The organism is Paenibacillus sp. SEL3 (genome assembly GCF_054602585.1).
Genome location: NZ_CM137725.1, coordinates 6117228 through 6134504, shown reverse-complemented (window position 1 = coordinate 6134504; position 17277 = coordinate 6117228). Strand labels below are relative to the sequence as shown.

At 43.3% G+C, this 17277-nt stretch carries 14 protein-coding genes and 2 pseudogenes; 2 read left to right on the top strand and 14 right to left on the bottom strand.

Going from position 1 to position 17277, the window contains the following annotated elements:
• Window positions 1-86: 86 nt before the first annotated feature.
• The 7 genes and pseudogenes from ACYCS5_RS27770 to ACYCS5_RS27740 form a co-directional block, all read right to left on the bottom strand.
• Window positions 87-170, bottom strand: a pseudogene (locus ACYCS5_RS27770) (DeoR family transcriptional regulator); the annotation flags it as partial.
• Window positions 171-845: 675 nt separating this feature from the next.
• Window positions 846-1628, bottom strand: a complete 783-nt coding sequence (locus ACYCS5_RS27765) for an MBL fold metallo-hydrolase (protein WP_459760470.1) — start codon at window positions 1626-1628, stop codon at window positions 846-848.
• 358 nt (window positions 1629-1986) lie between these two features.
• Window positions 1987-2154, bottom strand: a pseudogene (locus ACYCS5_RS27760) (tautomerase family protein); the annotation flags it as partial.
• 54 nt (window positions 2155-2208) lie between these two features.
• Complete coding sequence (locus tag ACYCS5_RS27755; RefSeq protein WP_069011896.1) at window positions 2209-3282, bottom strand: NAD(P)H-dependent flavin oxidoreductase; 1074 nt, start codon at window positions 3280-3282, stop codon at window positions 2209-2211.
• Between the two features lie 163 nt (window positions 3283-3445).
• A complete protein-coding gene (gene murI / locus ACYCS5_RS27750; protein WP_459760469.1) occupies window positions 3446-4234 on the bottom strand; it encodes a glutamate racemase in 789 nt (262 codons plus the stop codon).
• Between the two features lie 305 nt (window positions 4235-4539).
• Window positions 4540-4713, bottom strand: a complete 174-nt coding sequence (locus ACYCS5_RS27745) for a hypothetical protein (protein WP_413987581.1) — start codon at window positions 4711-4713, stop codon at window positions 4540-4542.
• A 155-nt stretch (window positions 4714-4868) separates the two neighbouring features.
• The gene (locus ACYCS5_RS27740) at window positions 4869-5717 is read right to left on the bottom strand and encodes an alpha/beta fold hydrolase (protein ID WP_459761346.1); all 849 of its coding nucleotides are present in this window, start codon (window positions 5715-5717) and stop codon (window positions 4869-4871) included.
• Between the two features lie 133 nt (window positions 5718-5850).
• Between ACYCS5_RS27740 and ACYCS5_RS27735 the strand changes: the two genes are divergently transcribed.
• Complete coding sequence (locus ACYCS5_RS27735; RefSeq protein WP_459760468.1) at window positions 5851-6726, top strand: LysR family transcriptional regulator; 876 nt, start codon at window positions 5851-5853, stop codon at window positions 6724-6726.
• A gap of 290 nt (window positions 6727-7016) precedes the next feature.
• Here ACYCS5_RS27735 and ACYCS5_RS27730 read toward each other — a convergent pair whose 3' ends face one another.
• The 7 genes from ACYCS5_RS27730 to ACYCS5_RS27700 form a co-directional block, all read right to left on the bottom strand.
• Complete coding sequence (locus tag ACYCS5_RS27730; protein ID WP_459760467.1) at window positions 7017-8378, bottom strand: nitrate/nitrite transporter; 1362 nt, start codon at window positions 8376-8378, stop codon at window positions 7017-7019.
• Between the two features lie 948 nt (window positions 8379-9326).
• Complete coding sequence (locus ACYCS5_RS27725) at window positions 9327-10208, bottom strand: ABC transporter permease subunit (RefSeq protein WP_459760466.1); 882 nt, start codon at window positions 10206-10208, stop codon at window positions 9327-9329.
• Window positions 10205-11188 (bottom strand): ABC transporter ATP-binding protein, encoded by a 984-nt coding sequence (locus ACYCS5_RS27720; RefSeq protein WP_459760465.1) that lies wholly within the window; start codon window positions 11186-11188, stop codon window positions 10205-10207. The genes ACYCS5_RS27725 and ACYCS5_RS27720 overlap by 4 nt, the downstream gene beginning before the upstream one ends.
• The gene (locus ACYCS5_RS27715) at window positions 11185-12291 is read right to left on the bottom strand and encodes a hypothetical protein (RefSeq protein WP_459760464.1); all 1107 of its coding nucleotides are present in this window, start codon (window positions 12289-12291) and stop codon (window positions 11185-11187) included. The genes ACYCS5_RS27720 and ACYCS5_RS27715 overlap by 4 nt, the downstream gene beginning before the upstream one ends.
• A 28-nt stretch (window positions 12292-12319) precedes the next feature.
• A complete protein-coding gene (locus ACYCS5_RS27710) occupies window positions 12320-12838 on the bottom strand; it encodes a sigma-70 family RNA polymerase sigma factor (RefSeq protein ID WP_342446547.1) in 519 nt (172 codons plus the stop codon).
• A 914-nt stretch (window positions 12839-13752) separates the two neighbouring features.
• On the bottom strand, window positions 13753-14634 hold the full coding sequence (locus ACYCS5_RS27705) for a hypothetical protein (protein WP_029515306.1): 882 nt from the start codon (window positions 14632-14634) through the stop codon (window positions 13753-13755).
• A gap of 623 nt (window positions 14635-15257) precedes the next feature.
• A complete protein-coding gene (locus ACYCS5_RS27700; RefSeq protein WP_029515307.1) occupies window positions 15258-15752 on the bottom strand; it encodes a MerR family transcriptional regulator in 495 nt (164 codons plus the stop codon).
• A 175-nt stretch (window positions 15753-15927) separates the two neighbouring features.
• Here ACYCS5_RS27700 and ACYCS5_RS27695 point away from each other — a divergent pair, with 175 nt between their 5' ends.
• A complete protein-coding gene (locus ACYCS5_RS27695; RefSeq protein WP_029515308.1) occupies window positions 15928-16779 on the top strand; it encodes an aldo/keto reductase in 852 nt (283 codons plus the stop codon).
• The last annotated feature ends 498 nt before the right edge of the window (window positions 16780-17277 follow it).

The window sequence follows — 17277 nt, the reverse complement described above, 5'->3', positions numbered from 1 at the left end:
GCTCTTATTTCTTCTTTTAATAAGGGTAAGGCAATACCTCCATGGGTTCTGATACCCCCCCCTTCATGAACAAGCTTAATAATATCCCTTCTTGCCGTATCTCTCGAGATGTTCAATAAATCGCAAATTTCCGAATTTGATAATTGGTTACGGCTTTGGAGATACTCCATAATTTTTAAAAGTCGTTCCTCTTGGTAAATATAACCCCTCCCCCTTTCCCTATATTCATCATAAGCGATTAGACGCTTTTTGTTAAGTGTTTTTAAGTGTTTTTTTCAAAAATTAAGCAAACCGCTTATATTGAGTATTTCACATGATAAGTCCCCGATCCGCATGCACATCGCATTAAGAGTCCAGGGACTTTATTCATTTTGCCTATTTATTGATAAATTCAATCTTTTGACATCTGCAGTGTCGGTTTTTACTTTTCGTAGTTGCGTGTTTCTCGCACGTTTAGTTTGAAGTGGATTGATTATAAAATGCTTGCACTCCTCGCGTATTAAAATAGGAAACTAATCCACATCTAATCCTACAACCGGCTCCATAACACACTCCCTAATATTAAAGTTGCGGCCACTCCCACGATGGTTCCCCCATAGCTTCGCTTGTGATACGAGATCCCTGTCTCAACCAGCTCAAACATGGTCATTGAGGGCAGTGAGAGAACTGTTTTCACGACGGGCCCGCCCCAATAAAGTCAACGTTCTCTCGGCTACCGCCATCATATGGTGCCTAAGAAAAAAGGCCAACCAGAAATCTCTGATTGACCTAATAACACGAAATAAAGTCCTAGACTGTCGCTAATTTTTATTGAGCTAACGTTTCCCGTTAGTTTGACAAGATTATTAGAACTGAACACTAAATCCGTTAAATTTATGAATCCCAGTTCCAAATTTGACGAGATCATGTTCCCTCAGAAATTTAACTGCAATTTTTACTTCAACTAAAATTATTGGATTAAGTCCTGATGTATTGTGAGAACCGTATACCATTTTGACGTTGGGTATTCTTGCAATCTTTTCTAATGAATTCACTAAATCAACAGGGTTCGTTGAAGGATAAAAGGCATATATTGGCGCTTCATCATAGAGCAGATCGCCAGTAAATAAATACCCTTTTGTTTCATCGAAAACTGAAATATGGCCAGGAAAATGTCCTGGAGTGTGATATATAATTAATCTTTTGTCCCCTAGATCGAATATATCACCATCCTTTAACAAACCTGTCGGCTTTCCTTTAAAGGGTTGGTATGTATCCGGATTAAACCTTTCTGGAGTAGGCAAGGTTATATCTCTTCTAATATTCTTCCTGATTTGCTCTATTGTTAAGCCTTGAATCCCGTTAATTAGCCAGTCTTCATCTTCTTTATGGACAAAGATCCGTTCAAATTCGCCATGGTTACCTATGTGGTCAGTGTGGACATGTGTCGTAATAACTTTTAGAGGTAAAGATGTCAACTGCTCTATTATTCTTTTGATACTATCAATCCCAAGCCCTGTATCAATTAATACCCCTTCTTGATTTCCCAATAATAAAAATGAATGTACTTTCTCCCAACGTCCGTATTCACTAATTGCGTATGTATTATCATCAATCCGTTGCACTGTAAACCAAAGATCTCTAATCATAGAAGCCTCCAAATTAGATTCTTTACGTCTTCTAAATTATACACTTAGCATTGAAATTTTGCCCGTTAGCTTAATGAAGCATCGTCAGTCTAATACTTTATTTTTCAGTCTAAATCTTTATTTTCTTTTACCCGCCGCGATCTAATAACTAACTCCATTTGCTTATTCGTCAGGGGCTACACTAATCTGCAGTGGGTCGATCTGAAAATCCTCTCCCTCCTGGGAAAATTGTTAAAAAACTTTTCCAATGTTCCCTTGTAAGACAGGTAGGTTAATAGAAATTCCAGTCGCTCTCCCCCTGTTAACGCTCTCCTGATCATAGTGTAGCCTTCCTCTCGCAAAAACCTACAACTTAAAATGTATCCTCAATAATCATATGGTCCGCCGGGTGTTCGTGAATGATTTGGTAACGATCTCGCTCAGGAACGTCAAAAGCTTCCACAACAACTTGGTGGGCAACATCCAAAAGTTTTTTCAGGCTTGCTTTATCTCGTCCTTTAATAAGATCAAAACGAAGTAATGGCATTTTAACTTCCTCCCTTTAATGAAAATTATTTTTCCCTATTTATTATCACCCATTCTAAATAAAAGAAAATTTCCGGACAAGAACACTGGCTTGATCAATGGTTTGTTTTACAATTGAAGCGGCAGGTTGGTCGCCTGCTAACCGAAGACCTTGGCCCGCCCAAAGTGACATATACTCGGGGTCGTTCGCTTTTGCAGCTGCCTGACGAATGTCCCGGGTCATCGCGTTTTGAATGGGGTAAGTCGGGATTGTTCCGGGGTACTGATGCATGTCAATCATAAATTTTGTTTGAATGCCTCTTGAAGCTCTTCCAGAGTAAGCACGTGTAATTTCAGTGGAGTCCTCATTTGACGAGAGGATTTTCTGGTTGTACGTTTCATGGGCGCCGCTCTCGGGGCAGGCTAGAAACGCAGTGCCCATCTGTACTGCGGCGGCTCCTAATGTAAGGCTTGCTACAAGTCCACGCCCATCCATGATTCCTCCTGCTGCGATGACCGGGATCGACACATGGTCAACGATCTGCGGAACAATAGCCATAGTGCCTATCAAAGCATGGGAAGGGTCTTTCATGAAGGTCCCCCTATGCCCGCCTGCTTCGCTCCCTTGAGCCACAATTGCATCTGCGCCAGCTGCTTCCAATTGCTTGGCTTCATCAACAGTTGTTGCAGTTCCAATGATGAATATTCCATGCTGTTTCATGGTTTGGATCACGTCTTGGGATGGTACGCCAAAAGTGAAACTAAATACAGGTACACGCTCCTCCAACACTACCTGTAGCTGCTCCTCAAATGATTCTGAAAACTTCATAAGAGATGGATTTTGAGCCGTGCCAAGTTTGATGCGGTATTTATTCAGATAATCTGTCATCCGGTAAATTGCTTCTTCCGAATCTTCTGATTGCTCAGGCACAAACAAGTTTACTCCAAAAGGCTGGTCCGTTCGTTGCTTGATCTTTTGGATCTCGCTACGGAGCTGCTCCGGTGTTAAGTATCCGCCCCCTAGGTTGCCTAGCCCACCGGCATTTGAAACAGCCTCTACTAATTCGGGCGTCGAAACGCCACCAGCCATCGGCGCTTGAAAAATCGGGTATCGAATTTTAAGAGCACGCGTCAAATCAGTCTCAAACACCTTTAAAAACCTCCTTTTATTGAAAATTAGATGAACTCGTGCCTTCAAAAAAGAACAGACCCTAACCTCATGCCGAATATATTGGGAAGGTCATACTGGCAGCATGACACCAACGACTTGCAGGATCAGCGCAATAATCAATGATAATAAAATCTCAGACTTTTCAATTATATTCGTCAATAGCATCCAATCTTTTGAACAGTTTATTAAACTCTTTTAATTTAGCCTTGTCCTCGACTTTGACCCCTGAACAATAGAAAGAAATATTACCGTTGCTTTCATCTAAAGAATTCATTTCTTCCAGTACTTTTTTTAGATTTTTTGCAGTACCATTATTTCCATCAATTATATTAACATTCGATGAAAATAATTTTCTGAATATATCTTTATAGTAAGAAAAGTGAGTACATCCTAAAACAATAGTTTCATACTTACTTAAATCATATATAGATAATTGTTCTTGAAGATAAGGCAGCACTATTTGCTCGTTAAACTCAAAACTTTCTGCAAACTGAACTAATTTCGGAAGAGGTAATAAATCAACAACATGTTCGTTATCTAGTTTAGTAATAAGATTTTGAAGTCTTTCTTCCCTTATAGTCAAAGCAGTAGCAGTTACTAAAACTCGTTTATCTATATTTTTTTTTGTTTTAACAGCTGGTTTTACGGCAGGCTCCATACCAATGATTGGAATACTGTATTTTGCCCTTATTTCTTCGATTGCTGCGCTTGTGGCAGTATTACAAGCAATCACTATCGCTTTTACTTTTTGCTGGCTAATAATTTCTATAGCATCTAAAACATACTTTTTAACTTCATCTTTCGTTTTGTGCCCATATGGAACATTTATTGTATCTGCGTAATACATATAATCTTCATTAGGTAAAACTTTTAATGTATCATACAATACAGTAATGCCTCCAATACCAGAATCAAAAAAACCTATTTGCATTTCTATTCCTCCAATAAAGGAATCAATTTATATATCTAACGGTTAATTCAAAATTAATTCACCAATTCCATTTGTATCTGGTTCCAATGTAAATTACCCAGGATCTAACTAAGCTCTTGATTAGGATGAATACGAGCATGGTTTAAATTTCCTATCGCTCCTTTTTGACTTGAAATGACTGCACCGGATAGCAATATTATAGCAGCAACAACAAGCACTAAAGTGGCAAGAAGTAGTGATAGGCTCTTCGGGATCCCCAGGTTATGAAACCTGCACCAAAGGCAGCGATAAGGTAACCCAAGTTATTACTCCCTGCCAAATATCCGGATTCCGTAGCGGATAGATGAGCTTGTGATTGCATCAATGGAAGTATATGAAAAACGTCCGATTCCCATTGCAATAATGAGCATAACTAAACCACCGATCATGGTCTTTGTGGAATTAAACAATTTCGCATTTTTAGCTCCTGAATTCTCCATGAGACTGACCTGTCACCCTTCTAAATTCAATTTACCTCTCAATACATCAATTAATATGAACATAAATCCTAGTTAACATTAAAAAAATCAATTCCTATAACAAGAAATGACGGTAGAAACCATCCGGGATTTACCAACTTTTGAATCTTCAAATTCTATTGTTTTCCTAAAAAATCCAACATTAGTTCTCCAATTTCATATGCATGTGTTTCCAATGCAAAGTGCCCAGTATCTAATAAATGAATCTCGGCTTTAGGTAAATCTTTCTTAAAAGCCTCAGCACCAGCCGGAATAAAGGAAACATCATTTTCACCCCAGACTGCTAGCAAGGGCGGCTGATATTCACGGAGATACTGTTGAAACTCCGGGTACATTTCTACATTATTTTGGTAATCAAAAATTAAATCCAATTGTTTCTCATCATTTCCCGGCCGGGACATATAAGCAATATCTAGAGTATAGCCATCTGGGGAAACTTGACTTTCCTTTGTTCCATCAACATATTGGCCCTTGATTGTGTTAGGCGCAAATGCTGTCCTATAACTTTCCCTTTTTTCTTGTGTAGGATAACGCCAATAATCTTCTCGTGCCGCCCATTTTCCTCCTAGTCCTTCACGATAAATGTTGCCATTTTGGCTTATTATTGCTGTTACACGTTCTGGATGGTGCTTGGCAATGCGAAAGCCAATAGGGGCTCCGTAGTCAAAGACATATAACACATATTTAGTAAGCCCTAGTTTATCGATGAAAGTTTCTATAATTTCAGTTATATGGTCAAATGTATACTGGAAATCTTCTCTGTCAGGTGATGAGGTATTCCCGAACCCCGGATAATCAGGAGCAATTAAATAGTAGTCTTTTTGTAAAATAGGTATTAGCTCTCTAAACATATGACTTGCGGATGGAAAGCCATGAAGCAATAAAATGACTGGCTTGTTGGGATTACCAGCCTCACGATAAAATACGTTTAATCCTTCTATCTCTAATGAATGATAAGCCCTCATACTATAACCTCCTGTTTTCTTCATAAGACCTGCCGCTTACTAAACTAATTGTAACTCCTCACAAATATCGTGTAAAATGAATTTATACGATTTGTAATATCAAAATTATCAATAATAAAATGGAGGAATGACGGTGGACATCCGGGACTTGCAGATTTTTCTGGCGGTTGCGAACGAAGGAAGCATTACCAAAGCAGCCGAAAAAATGGAATATGTTCAGTCGAGTATAAGCATCCGTATCCAGCAGCTTGAAAAGAAACTGAAAACAGCGTTATTTCGTCGTGGCCGGCAAGGGGTTCGGCTCACAACATCCGGAGAGACACTAAAGTCCTATGCTGAGAAAATTGTCTTTCTTACTCAAGAGGCAGAACGAGTCGTGGCAGATAACTCGATCCCAAGAGGCCCGCTTCGGATCGGATCGCCTGAAACCACAGCTGCGATTCGCCTACCATCTATTCTCACTGATTACCATAAATCCTATCCAGAGGTGGATTTGGCATTAAAAACTGGAACGACGGAAGAACTTATCCATTTAGTGTTGAAATACGAGTTGGACGGAGCTTTCGTAGCTGCGCCAGTTGATCATGCTGAGCTCGATATTACTGAGGTAGGGGTTGAGGAACTTGCGTTTATATCGGGAGGACAATTCCCCTCAATAGATCAGCCTGAACAATTGAAAAATCTGACTTTACTAGTATTTCGTGTTGGGTGTTCATACCGACGAAAACTCGAGGATTGGTTACATTTGCAAGGAATTATTCCTGCTAAGATCATGGAGTTCGGAACATTGGAAGGAATCCTTGGATGTATTCATGCTGGTCTCGGAGTATCCCTTTTACCTCGCTCGGTGGTTGAAAGAGCCACGGTTCAATATAACTTGCGATCTCAAGAAATCTCGGAAGAATTCTATAAAGTTCCGACTCTATTCATACGTCGTAAAGATACTTATGAAACTGCAGCTATATCCGAATTTATCCGGATTTCAAGACAGAGGTTTAATCTTACTTAACCTGCCATCGAAAGTTATCGAAAATATCCTACATTTTGGAGCAGCATCAACATCCCCCTCAAAATAACAAAAGCAGCCAGCAGTAGAGTGACCCCTTAAAGTTAGACACGTATTATTTAGGCAACCTGTTGGGCATGCGCTCGGTATCGTACCGGACTCATGCCCTTTAATTTTGACACAGATGATAAATTTGCTAAATCCATAAGAGTGCTTGCCTGCCAATCGTCAGGAAAGAATTTAAGCATCTCTTGGCAGAGCAATGTGGGTTCTTACGATATTCAGGAATCGGTTTATTGTTTTCCGGTGGTCAGCAAAGTGTCCCAAAAGGCATTATAGAAAGAACGATCTTGGAAGCCGGAGCTGAGTATATTGGGAGTTTTTCCAATCACCGCTTCTTTGGGATATCCGGTGACCTCGGTGAAGGCGGCGTTTACGGTATGGATCACGCCCTTGGCATCAGTGACCATCACGGCATCGGCTGTGGACTTGATAATATCCGACGCAAACTCCAGCTTGTTGCTGAAAAATACCCACAGAACAAGTATCAGGCTGGCCAGCGAGGCCTCGGACAAGGCCATAAAGCCGATTGCGTAGTGGCCTGTCCACCCAAACAGCAGGGTAAGCAGCAGTGGAGGAAAAAAACCGCCCAGACCGCCCGCGGCAGAGACGATCCCGCTGGCGATGCCCCCTTGCTTTGAAAAGTATAGCGGGACCAGCTTGAACACCGCGCCGTTCCCGATACCGGCGCACACGGCTACCATCAAACAACCCAACGTAAAAAGAGGCATGGTCAATCCGAAAGAGAGTAAAACTCCTGACAAGGTTAGGCCGGCAAACACGAACATAAGAACTACAAAAGGATTGAACTTGTCGGACAGTATCCCGCCTACTGGACGGAGAAAGGTAGCCAAGGCGATAAAACCCGCCGTCCTGAGTCCGGCATCCACCTTGCTTAATTCAAAATAGCTGACCAGAAAACCGGGGAGATAGATTGTAAAAGCTACGAAGGAGCCGAAGGTGATGAAGTAAAATATGCTGAAAAACCACAACTTTTCGTTGCGATAAACCTGCTTGAGTTGATTCTTCCAGGACCTTCGTACGCGCTCTTCGTGCTTATCCCCTAAAAACAGATTCAGTAGAGCGAAAAGGGCGAGCAAAATCAAAAAAAACTGAAGGGCTCTTGACCAGCCGATCGCATCAGCCACCCACGGTGCACCAAAGGTAGAGATGGCCGTACCCAGATTCCCGATCCCGTATATCCCGTTGATGGTGCCCTGCTTTTCTTTGGGATAATATTTGGGCAGTGAAGTCACACCGACCGAGAACGTGGCTCCACCTATCCCAAGAAAGAAGCCCCCGACCGCCAAATCCAGAAAAGTATTGGCCTGGCTCAAATAGTAGACAGGAACAAGCAGAATAAAGAAACTGACTGTATTCATCAGCCTTGCCCCGAAGCGGTTGGTCAGAATCCCCGCCGGAATTCGCAGCAAAGAGCCCAAGATTACCGGGATCGCGGTGGACCACGCTCTTTGTCCGAGCGTCAGCGGAATATCCTGACTTATGTAAGAAATCAGGGAAGAGATCAAGACCCAGACCATAAAGGAGACAACCAGACTTAAGGTTTGCAATGGCAACTGAATTTTTTTTACCATGTATAGCTCCCCTTTGAAGATTATTCGAATTGCAAATATAGGATATGATATCCATTTTTGACAAACTTCTGACCTTTCAAACATTTGATTTGGGGAGGTAACAAATGACGACTCACTTGCAACCTGTGATGGAAGGATGCTTGCCATGATCGGCTACGATGTGGAAAAATATTTTCGGAAGATGCTGTAGCTGGCGGGCAAAAATCAGGTCAACTTTTTATGTAGAGCAATTGCATTTGTATTTTATGAAGCTCAAGCGATTAATAGTTTTTCCACGTCCATGAGCAGTTCTTCGCCTGTCATATTTGAATACTTTTGGCCACATAGAAATTCTAAACCACTGTCTTTTTCTATTGTATAGGATGAAAAACTCCAACTTGACATGGTTAATCAAATTAGTAGGTTTCTATTGATTGTTACGCTGGAAAGATAAGCATCGTTTGCAGAAATGGGCATATACCCAGGTGATTTTCAAAATAAAAAAACGCTCTAGGTTATCCTAAAACGTCTTTTGAAAATAGAAATATTAGCCATAGAGGTCAACATCAAATGATTAAAGTTTGAGCTTGTACCCGATGCTCTCTAACGGGTAACATCAAACTGAAATTAAGATGCATATTGTCAGAATAGTAACTAGCAGCAGTCCATCTTGTTCTGCCCCAATTAAAATATTATTATCGCTGTGTAAATATGGTTGCAATAATGTCTATCACCTTCTATAGACTTGGAGACCTTAGGCCCTTTTTGATCGCTTTAAGCGTGATTATGGCGTAAAGACGAGGCTGAAACTAATGAACGATCGAAATAGATAAACAGACTCATTGATTCATTTATTGGAATAAAGCAAGCAATTTGGCGGTCTTTTTAGACCACCTTTTTTATTCTCAGAAGGTCTTTTAAAACAATTTTTTTGAATGGCTGCTGAAGTCTGAAACTTCAAAGTAGAACCTATAAATCCTTGCGGACAAAGCGGCGCAGCCCGAGTCCAAAGAGCACAGCCGTGTAAAATGCCGCGTATATCAAAAAGGCTGTTGAAGGAATCTCGCCGATACCAAACGGTCCACTTGTGCTTACCGGGATGAGTCCATTAATATTCTCGAAGCTGAACAACACTGCCTGCATTTTACGCTGCAGTCCATCGGCAGGCATGATCAGGGACAGGACACCCGTTATATTGTTCAGGGTCTGCATGGGACCTGGCTCCAGACCCACAGAGCCGATGATTTTTCCAACCATGCCACCGAGCCAACCAGCCCCATAAAGCATCGTCATGACGACACCATTCGCAACCGATGACAAATAGCCGGATCCGAACATGGACACGGTTACAAGCAAGGGAACGACTGAAGCAAATAGCAAAAAAGACTGCACCAGCACTACCCGATCACGCGGGATCGAAGCATGCACATCGGTGATCCACAAAATCAGGCTGTACAATATCAAGGCATAGATTACACCAAGCGAAACATAGCCGAGCCAGCGGCCCGTATACCATTTCCACCTCGGAATCGGCCGCGGCAGCATCGCTTGCATGACCCCCTGCTCCGCCTCGCCCGCAATCGTGGAAAATGAGCTGAAAATCGCTAAAAAGGCGAGGACAAAACTTGCGAAGAAAAAACCGAGCATCAAAATGAACATCCCGAGCGTAAATTCCTGGATCATAGTTTCATTATTCGTACCGCCTGTGATCACCCTGGAGGTAGAATCTCCTGCGATGGCGCCGGCAATAAACCAAAATCCCAGCAGGAATACAACAGTTAATAAAAGTGTCAGCAGGAGGACCCGTTTGCGCAGTAGCTCCTTCCAGGTCATGGTCCAAATAATCCTCATTCCTGTTCCCCCCTATGATTCAGCCCTGCAACAGCCTTCATGAACCACTCTTCAAGCCGTTCTCGAACTTTGGTGACTTCATATAACGTCATCCCCTGTCCGATCAGCAACGTATTGATCCAGCCTGCCTGTTCTTCGCTCTCCAGTTCCGCTTCAAGCCAGACGGTATCATCTATGTCTCTCTCTCCTGTAAATCCGCCTTCGGCTTTTCCATCTGTTATTACCCGAAAGCTGAGCTCTGTCGTATCCATAAGCCAGGACAGCAAAAAAGGCGAAAATCCGCCGACTTTAAAACGCCAGCAGACTCGCTTCTGAAGCATTTCGGCTACCCGCCCATGGCGGAGAACCTGTCCGTTATTCAAGAGTGCCATTCTGTCGCATAATACTTCCACATCCTCAAGCAGATGGGAGTTTAAGAAAATCGTTTTCCCCTGCTGCTTCAGTTCCTCAAGTATATTACGTACATGCATTCGTCCAACCGGATCCATGGCGGAAGAAGGCTCGTCAAGAAAAATCACGGCCGGATCATTCACCAGCGCGCAAGCCAGTCCAAGCCGCTGCTGCATGCCTTTGGAATAATGCTTAACACGGTCCTTCCCCCGCTGACCCACACCTACCATGTGCAATAGCTCAGGAACTCTCTTGTCGATCACCTGCTTGTCCAAACCGCATAATCGCCCATGCAACCGGACGACCTCATCACCGGTAAGCCATTCCTGATATCGGTACAGCTCGGGGAGATACCCGATTTGCCGTTTCGCTTCGAGCGTTCCGATGGGTGCACCCATCAGGGTTGCTTCTCCGGCCGTCGGATGGATGAGTCCGACCAGCATTTTCACAAATGTGCTTTTCCCGGCTCCATTGGGGCCGAGGAAGCCAAAGGCTTCCCCTTTCCCTACGGTGATGGTCACGTTGCGGCAGCCGCGCCCGTTGCTGTATTCCTTGGTTAATCCTCTAGCGTCGATTGTCGGCTTACTCATGCCTCAACCAGCTCCTTAAGCTTGTGCATGAAATCAAACTCTGACTCATAGGCGCTCCCACCTTCAAAGGAAAAGAACTGTCCGTCTTTGACCCAGATAGCGGTACGATTCGTCATTGAGCTGTACTTCATGTTTGTAACCAGAACCTTGGTTCCTCCAACGGTAATCTCAGAAGTTTCAGCACTTTTATTAACCACATATGGCATAGGAATGGAACCTGCCAGAATGCGGCTGCGCTTTACCTTCTCTTTCAGATCGGAAGGCAGAATCGGAAGCTGAAGAACGGCATCCACCGCTTCCTCTGTATCAACGGACGGATCCACCGTAATTTCTGGAGCCTGCATCTGTGTCAGAGTTGCCCAGTGGTCCTGATCGGTACCCAAATCGTAATTTACGCTTTCATGTGTACTAAACGCTATTTCTTTACCGTCCATCGACTCCGGCAGCAGCTTCGTTGCCCCTACACGCTGCATAGCTTTATTGAGCTCATCCACATTCAGCATCATTGTAATTTTTTGCGAAGGAGTAACGTACACACTTTCCTTCGTTCCGGCCACATTTACTGGAAGAAGCTGATATCCGAGCTTAGAGACGGCTTGTTCACGCGTAAAATCCCCCTGTACGTTTCCGCTTTCCGATGTAAACTGGCCAAAGGTGTTTTCTATGTCGGCCGATTTTCCCGGAACCAGCTGATTAAACATATCTTCGAGCGTGCTTTCGTCAACTGTAGCGATATCCTGCACCCGGAATTGATTTAAAAATGCCGCCAGCGCGTTATTTCCCACAGGGGTTGTAAGTACGACGCCAAAGATAACGGCTGCCGCCACCGCTGCGGCCCACTTTCGGCCCTTGCCTGCTCGCCGGCGGAAAGAAGCAACTGGAGCCGGAGCATCAACTTTCAAACTGGATTCCGAATCCTGAATTGCAGCTGAGTCCGCTGGCGGCCTAAGGGTATCGGCAAGCCTCAGAACGTCCTCTTTGTTATTTGCGTCCCTGGTCTCCCACTTGGCGTTTACCGGCTCCATGGCCAGCTTCTGTAGCAGCCTCTCCCAGGCTTCATGTGTACTTTTGTCTGCTTCTGAATGCTGCAATTTAGTTGTCATATCGTTTCAATCCTTTCCGAATATTTGATTAGTCCTGCCTTGCTATAGCCTTGCTGGATGTGGCCTGCAGCTTGCGTGTCGCTCTTTGGAGCAGACTGCCTATTAGCGGCGACCTGACATTAAGCTCTTCCGCGATCTCCGCATAGCTGTAGCCGGAGTAGCGCAGAAGCAGCGCTTGGCGGTCTCGTTCGGGCAGTCTGTCCAGCCAAGCCTGAACCTCTTCCTGATCCAATCGACGCATCAGCGCCTCTTCGCCGGATTCAGAAGCGACTTCCCCTTCATACATTATCTCCTGCTTATTCTGCAGCTTTCTCTCTCTTGCTCTCTTCTCTAAATAATCGTATCCGATTCTTGTCAGTACCCGGTGTAGCCATGCCCCCAGGGTTGCCGGGTTGTCCGGCGGATTTCTGTACAACCTCAGAAATACTTCCTGCGCCAGATCGTCGGCTGCTGCTTCATCTCGCACAAGCGCAGCCAGTTTTCTGCGTACAGTTGGATAATACTCATAAAATATGTTGCGGAATGGTGAGGATTCCGGAATACTCATTTTATAATTGCCTCCTTTTAAGCTGCAGCTATTAGGAAGACGAACCTTCTTCCTTTTTTGTATCATGCTCGGGAGATTTTCTTCGAATTTTTTTAGGCTGCACTTAATTGGACAGTCCGATGACATCAGGATTAAGAAATTGTTAGACATTAGAAAACAACTTTATTGTACAAAGAACTATTGTATTTCAGCAAAACCTATGCTAGTCGCTCTAACGAAATTTGTGTATGTACGTCGTACCGACTACATCCATCATTGTATTAATGATTCATTAAACCGGTAAAAAAGCTTTCCATAGCCACCTTTTCGGGTGATTATAAAAAGCTAATCTGCTTTGGAGCGTCTATAACGATCGCTTAAAATTTCCCAGGAAACTGTTTGACAATGCCTTTTGTCAGGTCCGCTAGAACTAAATACTGAACGACACTTAACTTTTCATTATTTAGTATGCATGGGGTTAATTGATATTGAACCTATGACTGGAATAGGAATGGAGGGAATATTATCAGTAACGATTACTAGTCAGTGTTATCACGTTGAGCGCCCTCCATCGTTTTTATTGCAATGTAAAACGCCCAATGTAACCGATATATTTGAATTGACGGCCGAGACATTAAGTCTTTGTGCTGCTGAAATGGCTTTATGAGGGCACGAAGCACCCCCTGCCTCGACACGTCTCTCCTCAATGATAGTGTTCTGTGAATTGAGTGGATATCCTTCAGAAAAATCAGTAGATTTCTAGAAGATTGTTATGATTCTTTGGAACTATTCTACCAAATAAAAACCCCTTCTTTGTAGAAGGGGTTTCAAATATACGAACCTAGCTATTCATGCCATGATTGTTAAGTTGTTGGAAGCTATTCATGCCGTGATTGTTAGGTTGGATCGTTGCTGCACCAGTAGGGATGATTACGTTACCTAACAGAAACAATACTACTGCCATCATACCTAATGCCTTTTTCATCTTTTAACACCCTTTCTAGGATAGTTTTGTTCAATACATTATATTCATTCAGCTGTTCTTTAGTTGCATGAACACTAAATGAAACAAATAATGCATTGATTTTTTTATATCCAGTATCATCCTTAAGTTTATCAGACATTCGCAATCCCTTGAGGGATATATTTAATGCATTGTAAATATTACCATTAGTAAAGTGGTAAAGGGACATAAGATATAAATGATCTATATAATAACGAATATTGGCTTCCGTTTCGTACTCTCCATCCAGAGCGTCCAAATTAGGCTCAAATTCTTTTAATGCCCAATCAACGTTACAGTTATGTTTTAAAGCTGACTCCAGTATCGTAATAATCCCCGGCAACAACTCTTCTTCCTCGGCATTGTGTATAAATTGCACATATTCAGGAAGCGTCTCCATATTACCTTCCAGCAAATTCAAAACATATGTATTGGCATTTGCAATCATCCTGAAATGTGCTACATCCTCCTTCCCCTCATCGTCCAATCCAGATATCCATCCCAATTCAGAGTACTTTTCAATACAATCCCTGGCTGCTGAGTAATCGCCCATCTTTTGCAATGCGATACCTTTCGCCACCATAGAATATCCAAAATAAAAAGCAACACTTCGTTTAAGTCTTTTAGTATCAATCCTCGGCTGCCCTTTTGCTTGTCTAAGTTGGTCTTCCTCATAGAATGCGTTGATTGAGTGGTGGAGTTTATCCGCAATATGTACCATAGCATCCCAACCATCTAGTGAAAACTCTGCTTGCAGCATTTCATACAAAAGGTTTATGTCACTTATTGATTCTAAAACTGCCGAGTTAAACATATAGCTGCCTCCTGATTACATTTTTAACCAATAGTATATTATAATTGGGCAATGGTCAATTACGTAGTTAAGTGAGCTATTCACAAGTTGAATCTTCTCTGAATTTTCGCATATGATGTGAGACACTGAATCGGCTTAGCCCAAGTATTTTGGCATACTGTGCCTGTTTAAGTCTTGGACGCAGTTCCATTAAATCTTTCAGTCTGCCCCTTGTTATTTCAGACTTACGTTTCTTTACATTCTAATCTCTGTAGTAGTCAATTCTACCGCTGGCGTGGGGTGCTGCCCTCCTTTTAATCATGTGTACATACGATGCATAGAAAGCTTTCCCGAAAGTGCGTTAGCTGATCGACTGATCCCGCAAAAAGGTAAATACATACATTGGGAAGATCAGTCCGAGAACTAAGTTACCCAGACGGTTCGACTCATGTTTGAAACAACGCTACCATTTTATGATCTTTTACGATGCGTTCAGTGCTGTTATTTAGTGTAAAAACAGAGGATTTGAACGAAGGCAATGGGTCCATTTGGCCTGCTGCCTTCTCATTATGATTAAGTTATCGTCTCTCGTTAGTCCAATCTAGACTGTTCTGAATCTTGTTCATCCTAAGCCAACCAGGAATTTAAAACAGAGGATTTTCTTCGAGTGGTTGTGTCTCACGTAGATCTCTAGCCTTCCGAACAGAGGGCGAGTAAAAAACGTCACTATGCATATGCTGAATTTTATCCCAGTTGCCAGGATTGGTCGTGTCTGGAGAGCGGTGCTCCAGAATGGCCTGATATAGAGCCGTTTTTTGTTCCAAATGGGCAACGTGCTGTTTGGCTTCTTCGAGCTTAATGAGCGCCGCTTCCTTATGCTCCATCATGAGTGTGTAGCGTTGCGGAATGGTCGAATCCCCTTCGAGACAGAAATCGACGTACATTTTAATGACTTCAATCGGCATCCCGGATTGCTTGAGACATTTGACGCCATGCAACCAGTTGATCGATTCTTCGTCGAACATCCGAATGTTGTTTTGATTGCGCTGTACGCTTGGTACCAGGCCTTTATCCGTGTAAAAGCGTACAGCGTGCTCGGTGAGTCCCGTTATCTGGGCAGCTTCTTTGACTGTATGCATGTGGAATCCTCCTTGGAAAAATAAAAATTTTTGAAGATGGCTTGACTTCGTGTAACACGAAGGCGTTAGGCTTATTGTAATGCAAGTCGACCGTAAGCGGAAGCCCACTGAGGTGCCCGATTTCCGAGTTTTGCGGCCGTTTGCGTTTTACATTTGGACAATGGGAGGAAATACAATGCAAACCGTAACATTAAACAATGGTGTGAAAATGCCGATCATCGGCTTTGGTGTCTACCAAGTTCCAGATGCTGAAGAATGCGAGAACGCTGTATATGAAGCGCTGATGGCTGGTTACCGCCTGATCGACACCGCCTCCGGTTATTTGAATGAGGAAGCGGTCGGTCGTGCGATTAACCGCAGCGGCGTACCGCGTGAGCAGCTGTTCATCACGACCAAGCTCTGGGTTCAGGATGCCGGCTACGAGAGTACCAAGCACGCATTTGCCAAATCCTTGAAGAAGCTTCAACTCGACTATCTCGATCTGTACCTTATTCACCAGCCATTTGGCGATTACTACGGTGCATGGCGTGCGATGGAAGACCTGTACCGCGAAGGCAAGATTAGGGCGATCGGTGTCAGCAACTTCCTACCCGACCGCCTGATGGACCTCATCGTTCATAACGAAATCGTACCCGCCGTCAACCAGATCGAAACGCACCCGTTCTACCAGCAAACAGAGAGCGCAGCTTTTATGAAAGAGCACGGAGTTCAACACCAGTCGTGGGCCCCATTCGCTGAGGGACTTAACAACATGTTCAAAAACGAAGTGTTGCTCTCGATCGCAGAAAAATACAACAAGTCCGTCGCTCAGGTCGTATTGCGCTGGCTTGTTCAGCGTGAAGTCGTTGTAATTCCAAAATCGGTGAGAAAAGAGCGGATCGTCGAAAACTTTGACATTTTCGATTTTGAGTTGAGCGCGGATGATATCGAACAAATCTCGGCCCTCGATACGCGGGAAAGTCTTTTCTTATCGTATCGCGACCCGGAAGTCGCCAAGATGATGGGCAACTGGAGAATCGATCTGTAAACCTTGATCGAACCATAAACTTATCACTCGTTTATCCTCATCTATAAAGAAAGGGCAGAGCGGTTTAAAGTGAACCCTGTCCTTTCTTTACTTGAATTGACCCTTGGATTCGCTTTTCCGCTTTATAAGATGCCACCTTTCGCTTAATCATAATCCCCCCTATTAAAGCAATAATTCTAGTCTGTTTCTAATAGAAGATTTAGACTAATTTATTCAACAAGCATCTCTGTTAGCGCAATTCTCAGCTTGTGTTCGTAACTAGATATTTTCGGTTTTGTCAGTTGGAAGCTGGGACACACAAATATCTACGCGAAGTGCCGAGGATTCCAAGGGAATTTTCCAAGCTTGGTGCACGCTGTTTGAGTTTGGCTAAAATGTCATAGTACTGTCTAATTCCCGCATCCAGATTCCTGCGTGTCTCTGTGCAAATTGTTGGAAGGAGACAGGCGCCTTCCCAGTCACCCTCATTACAGTATCAGTACTTAGATCTTCCGCTCC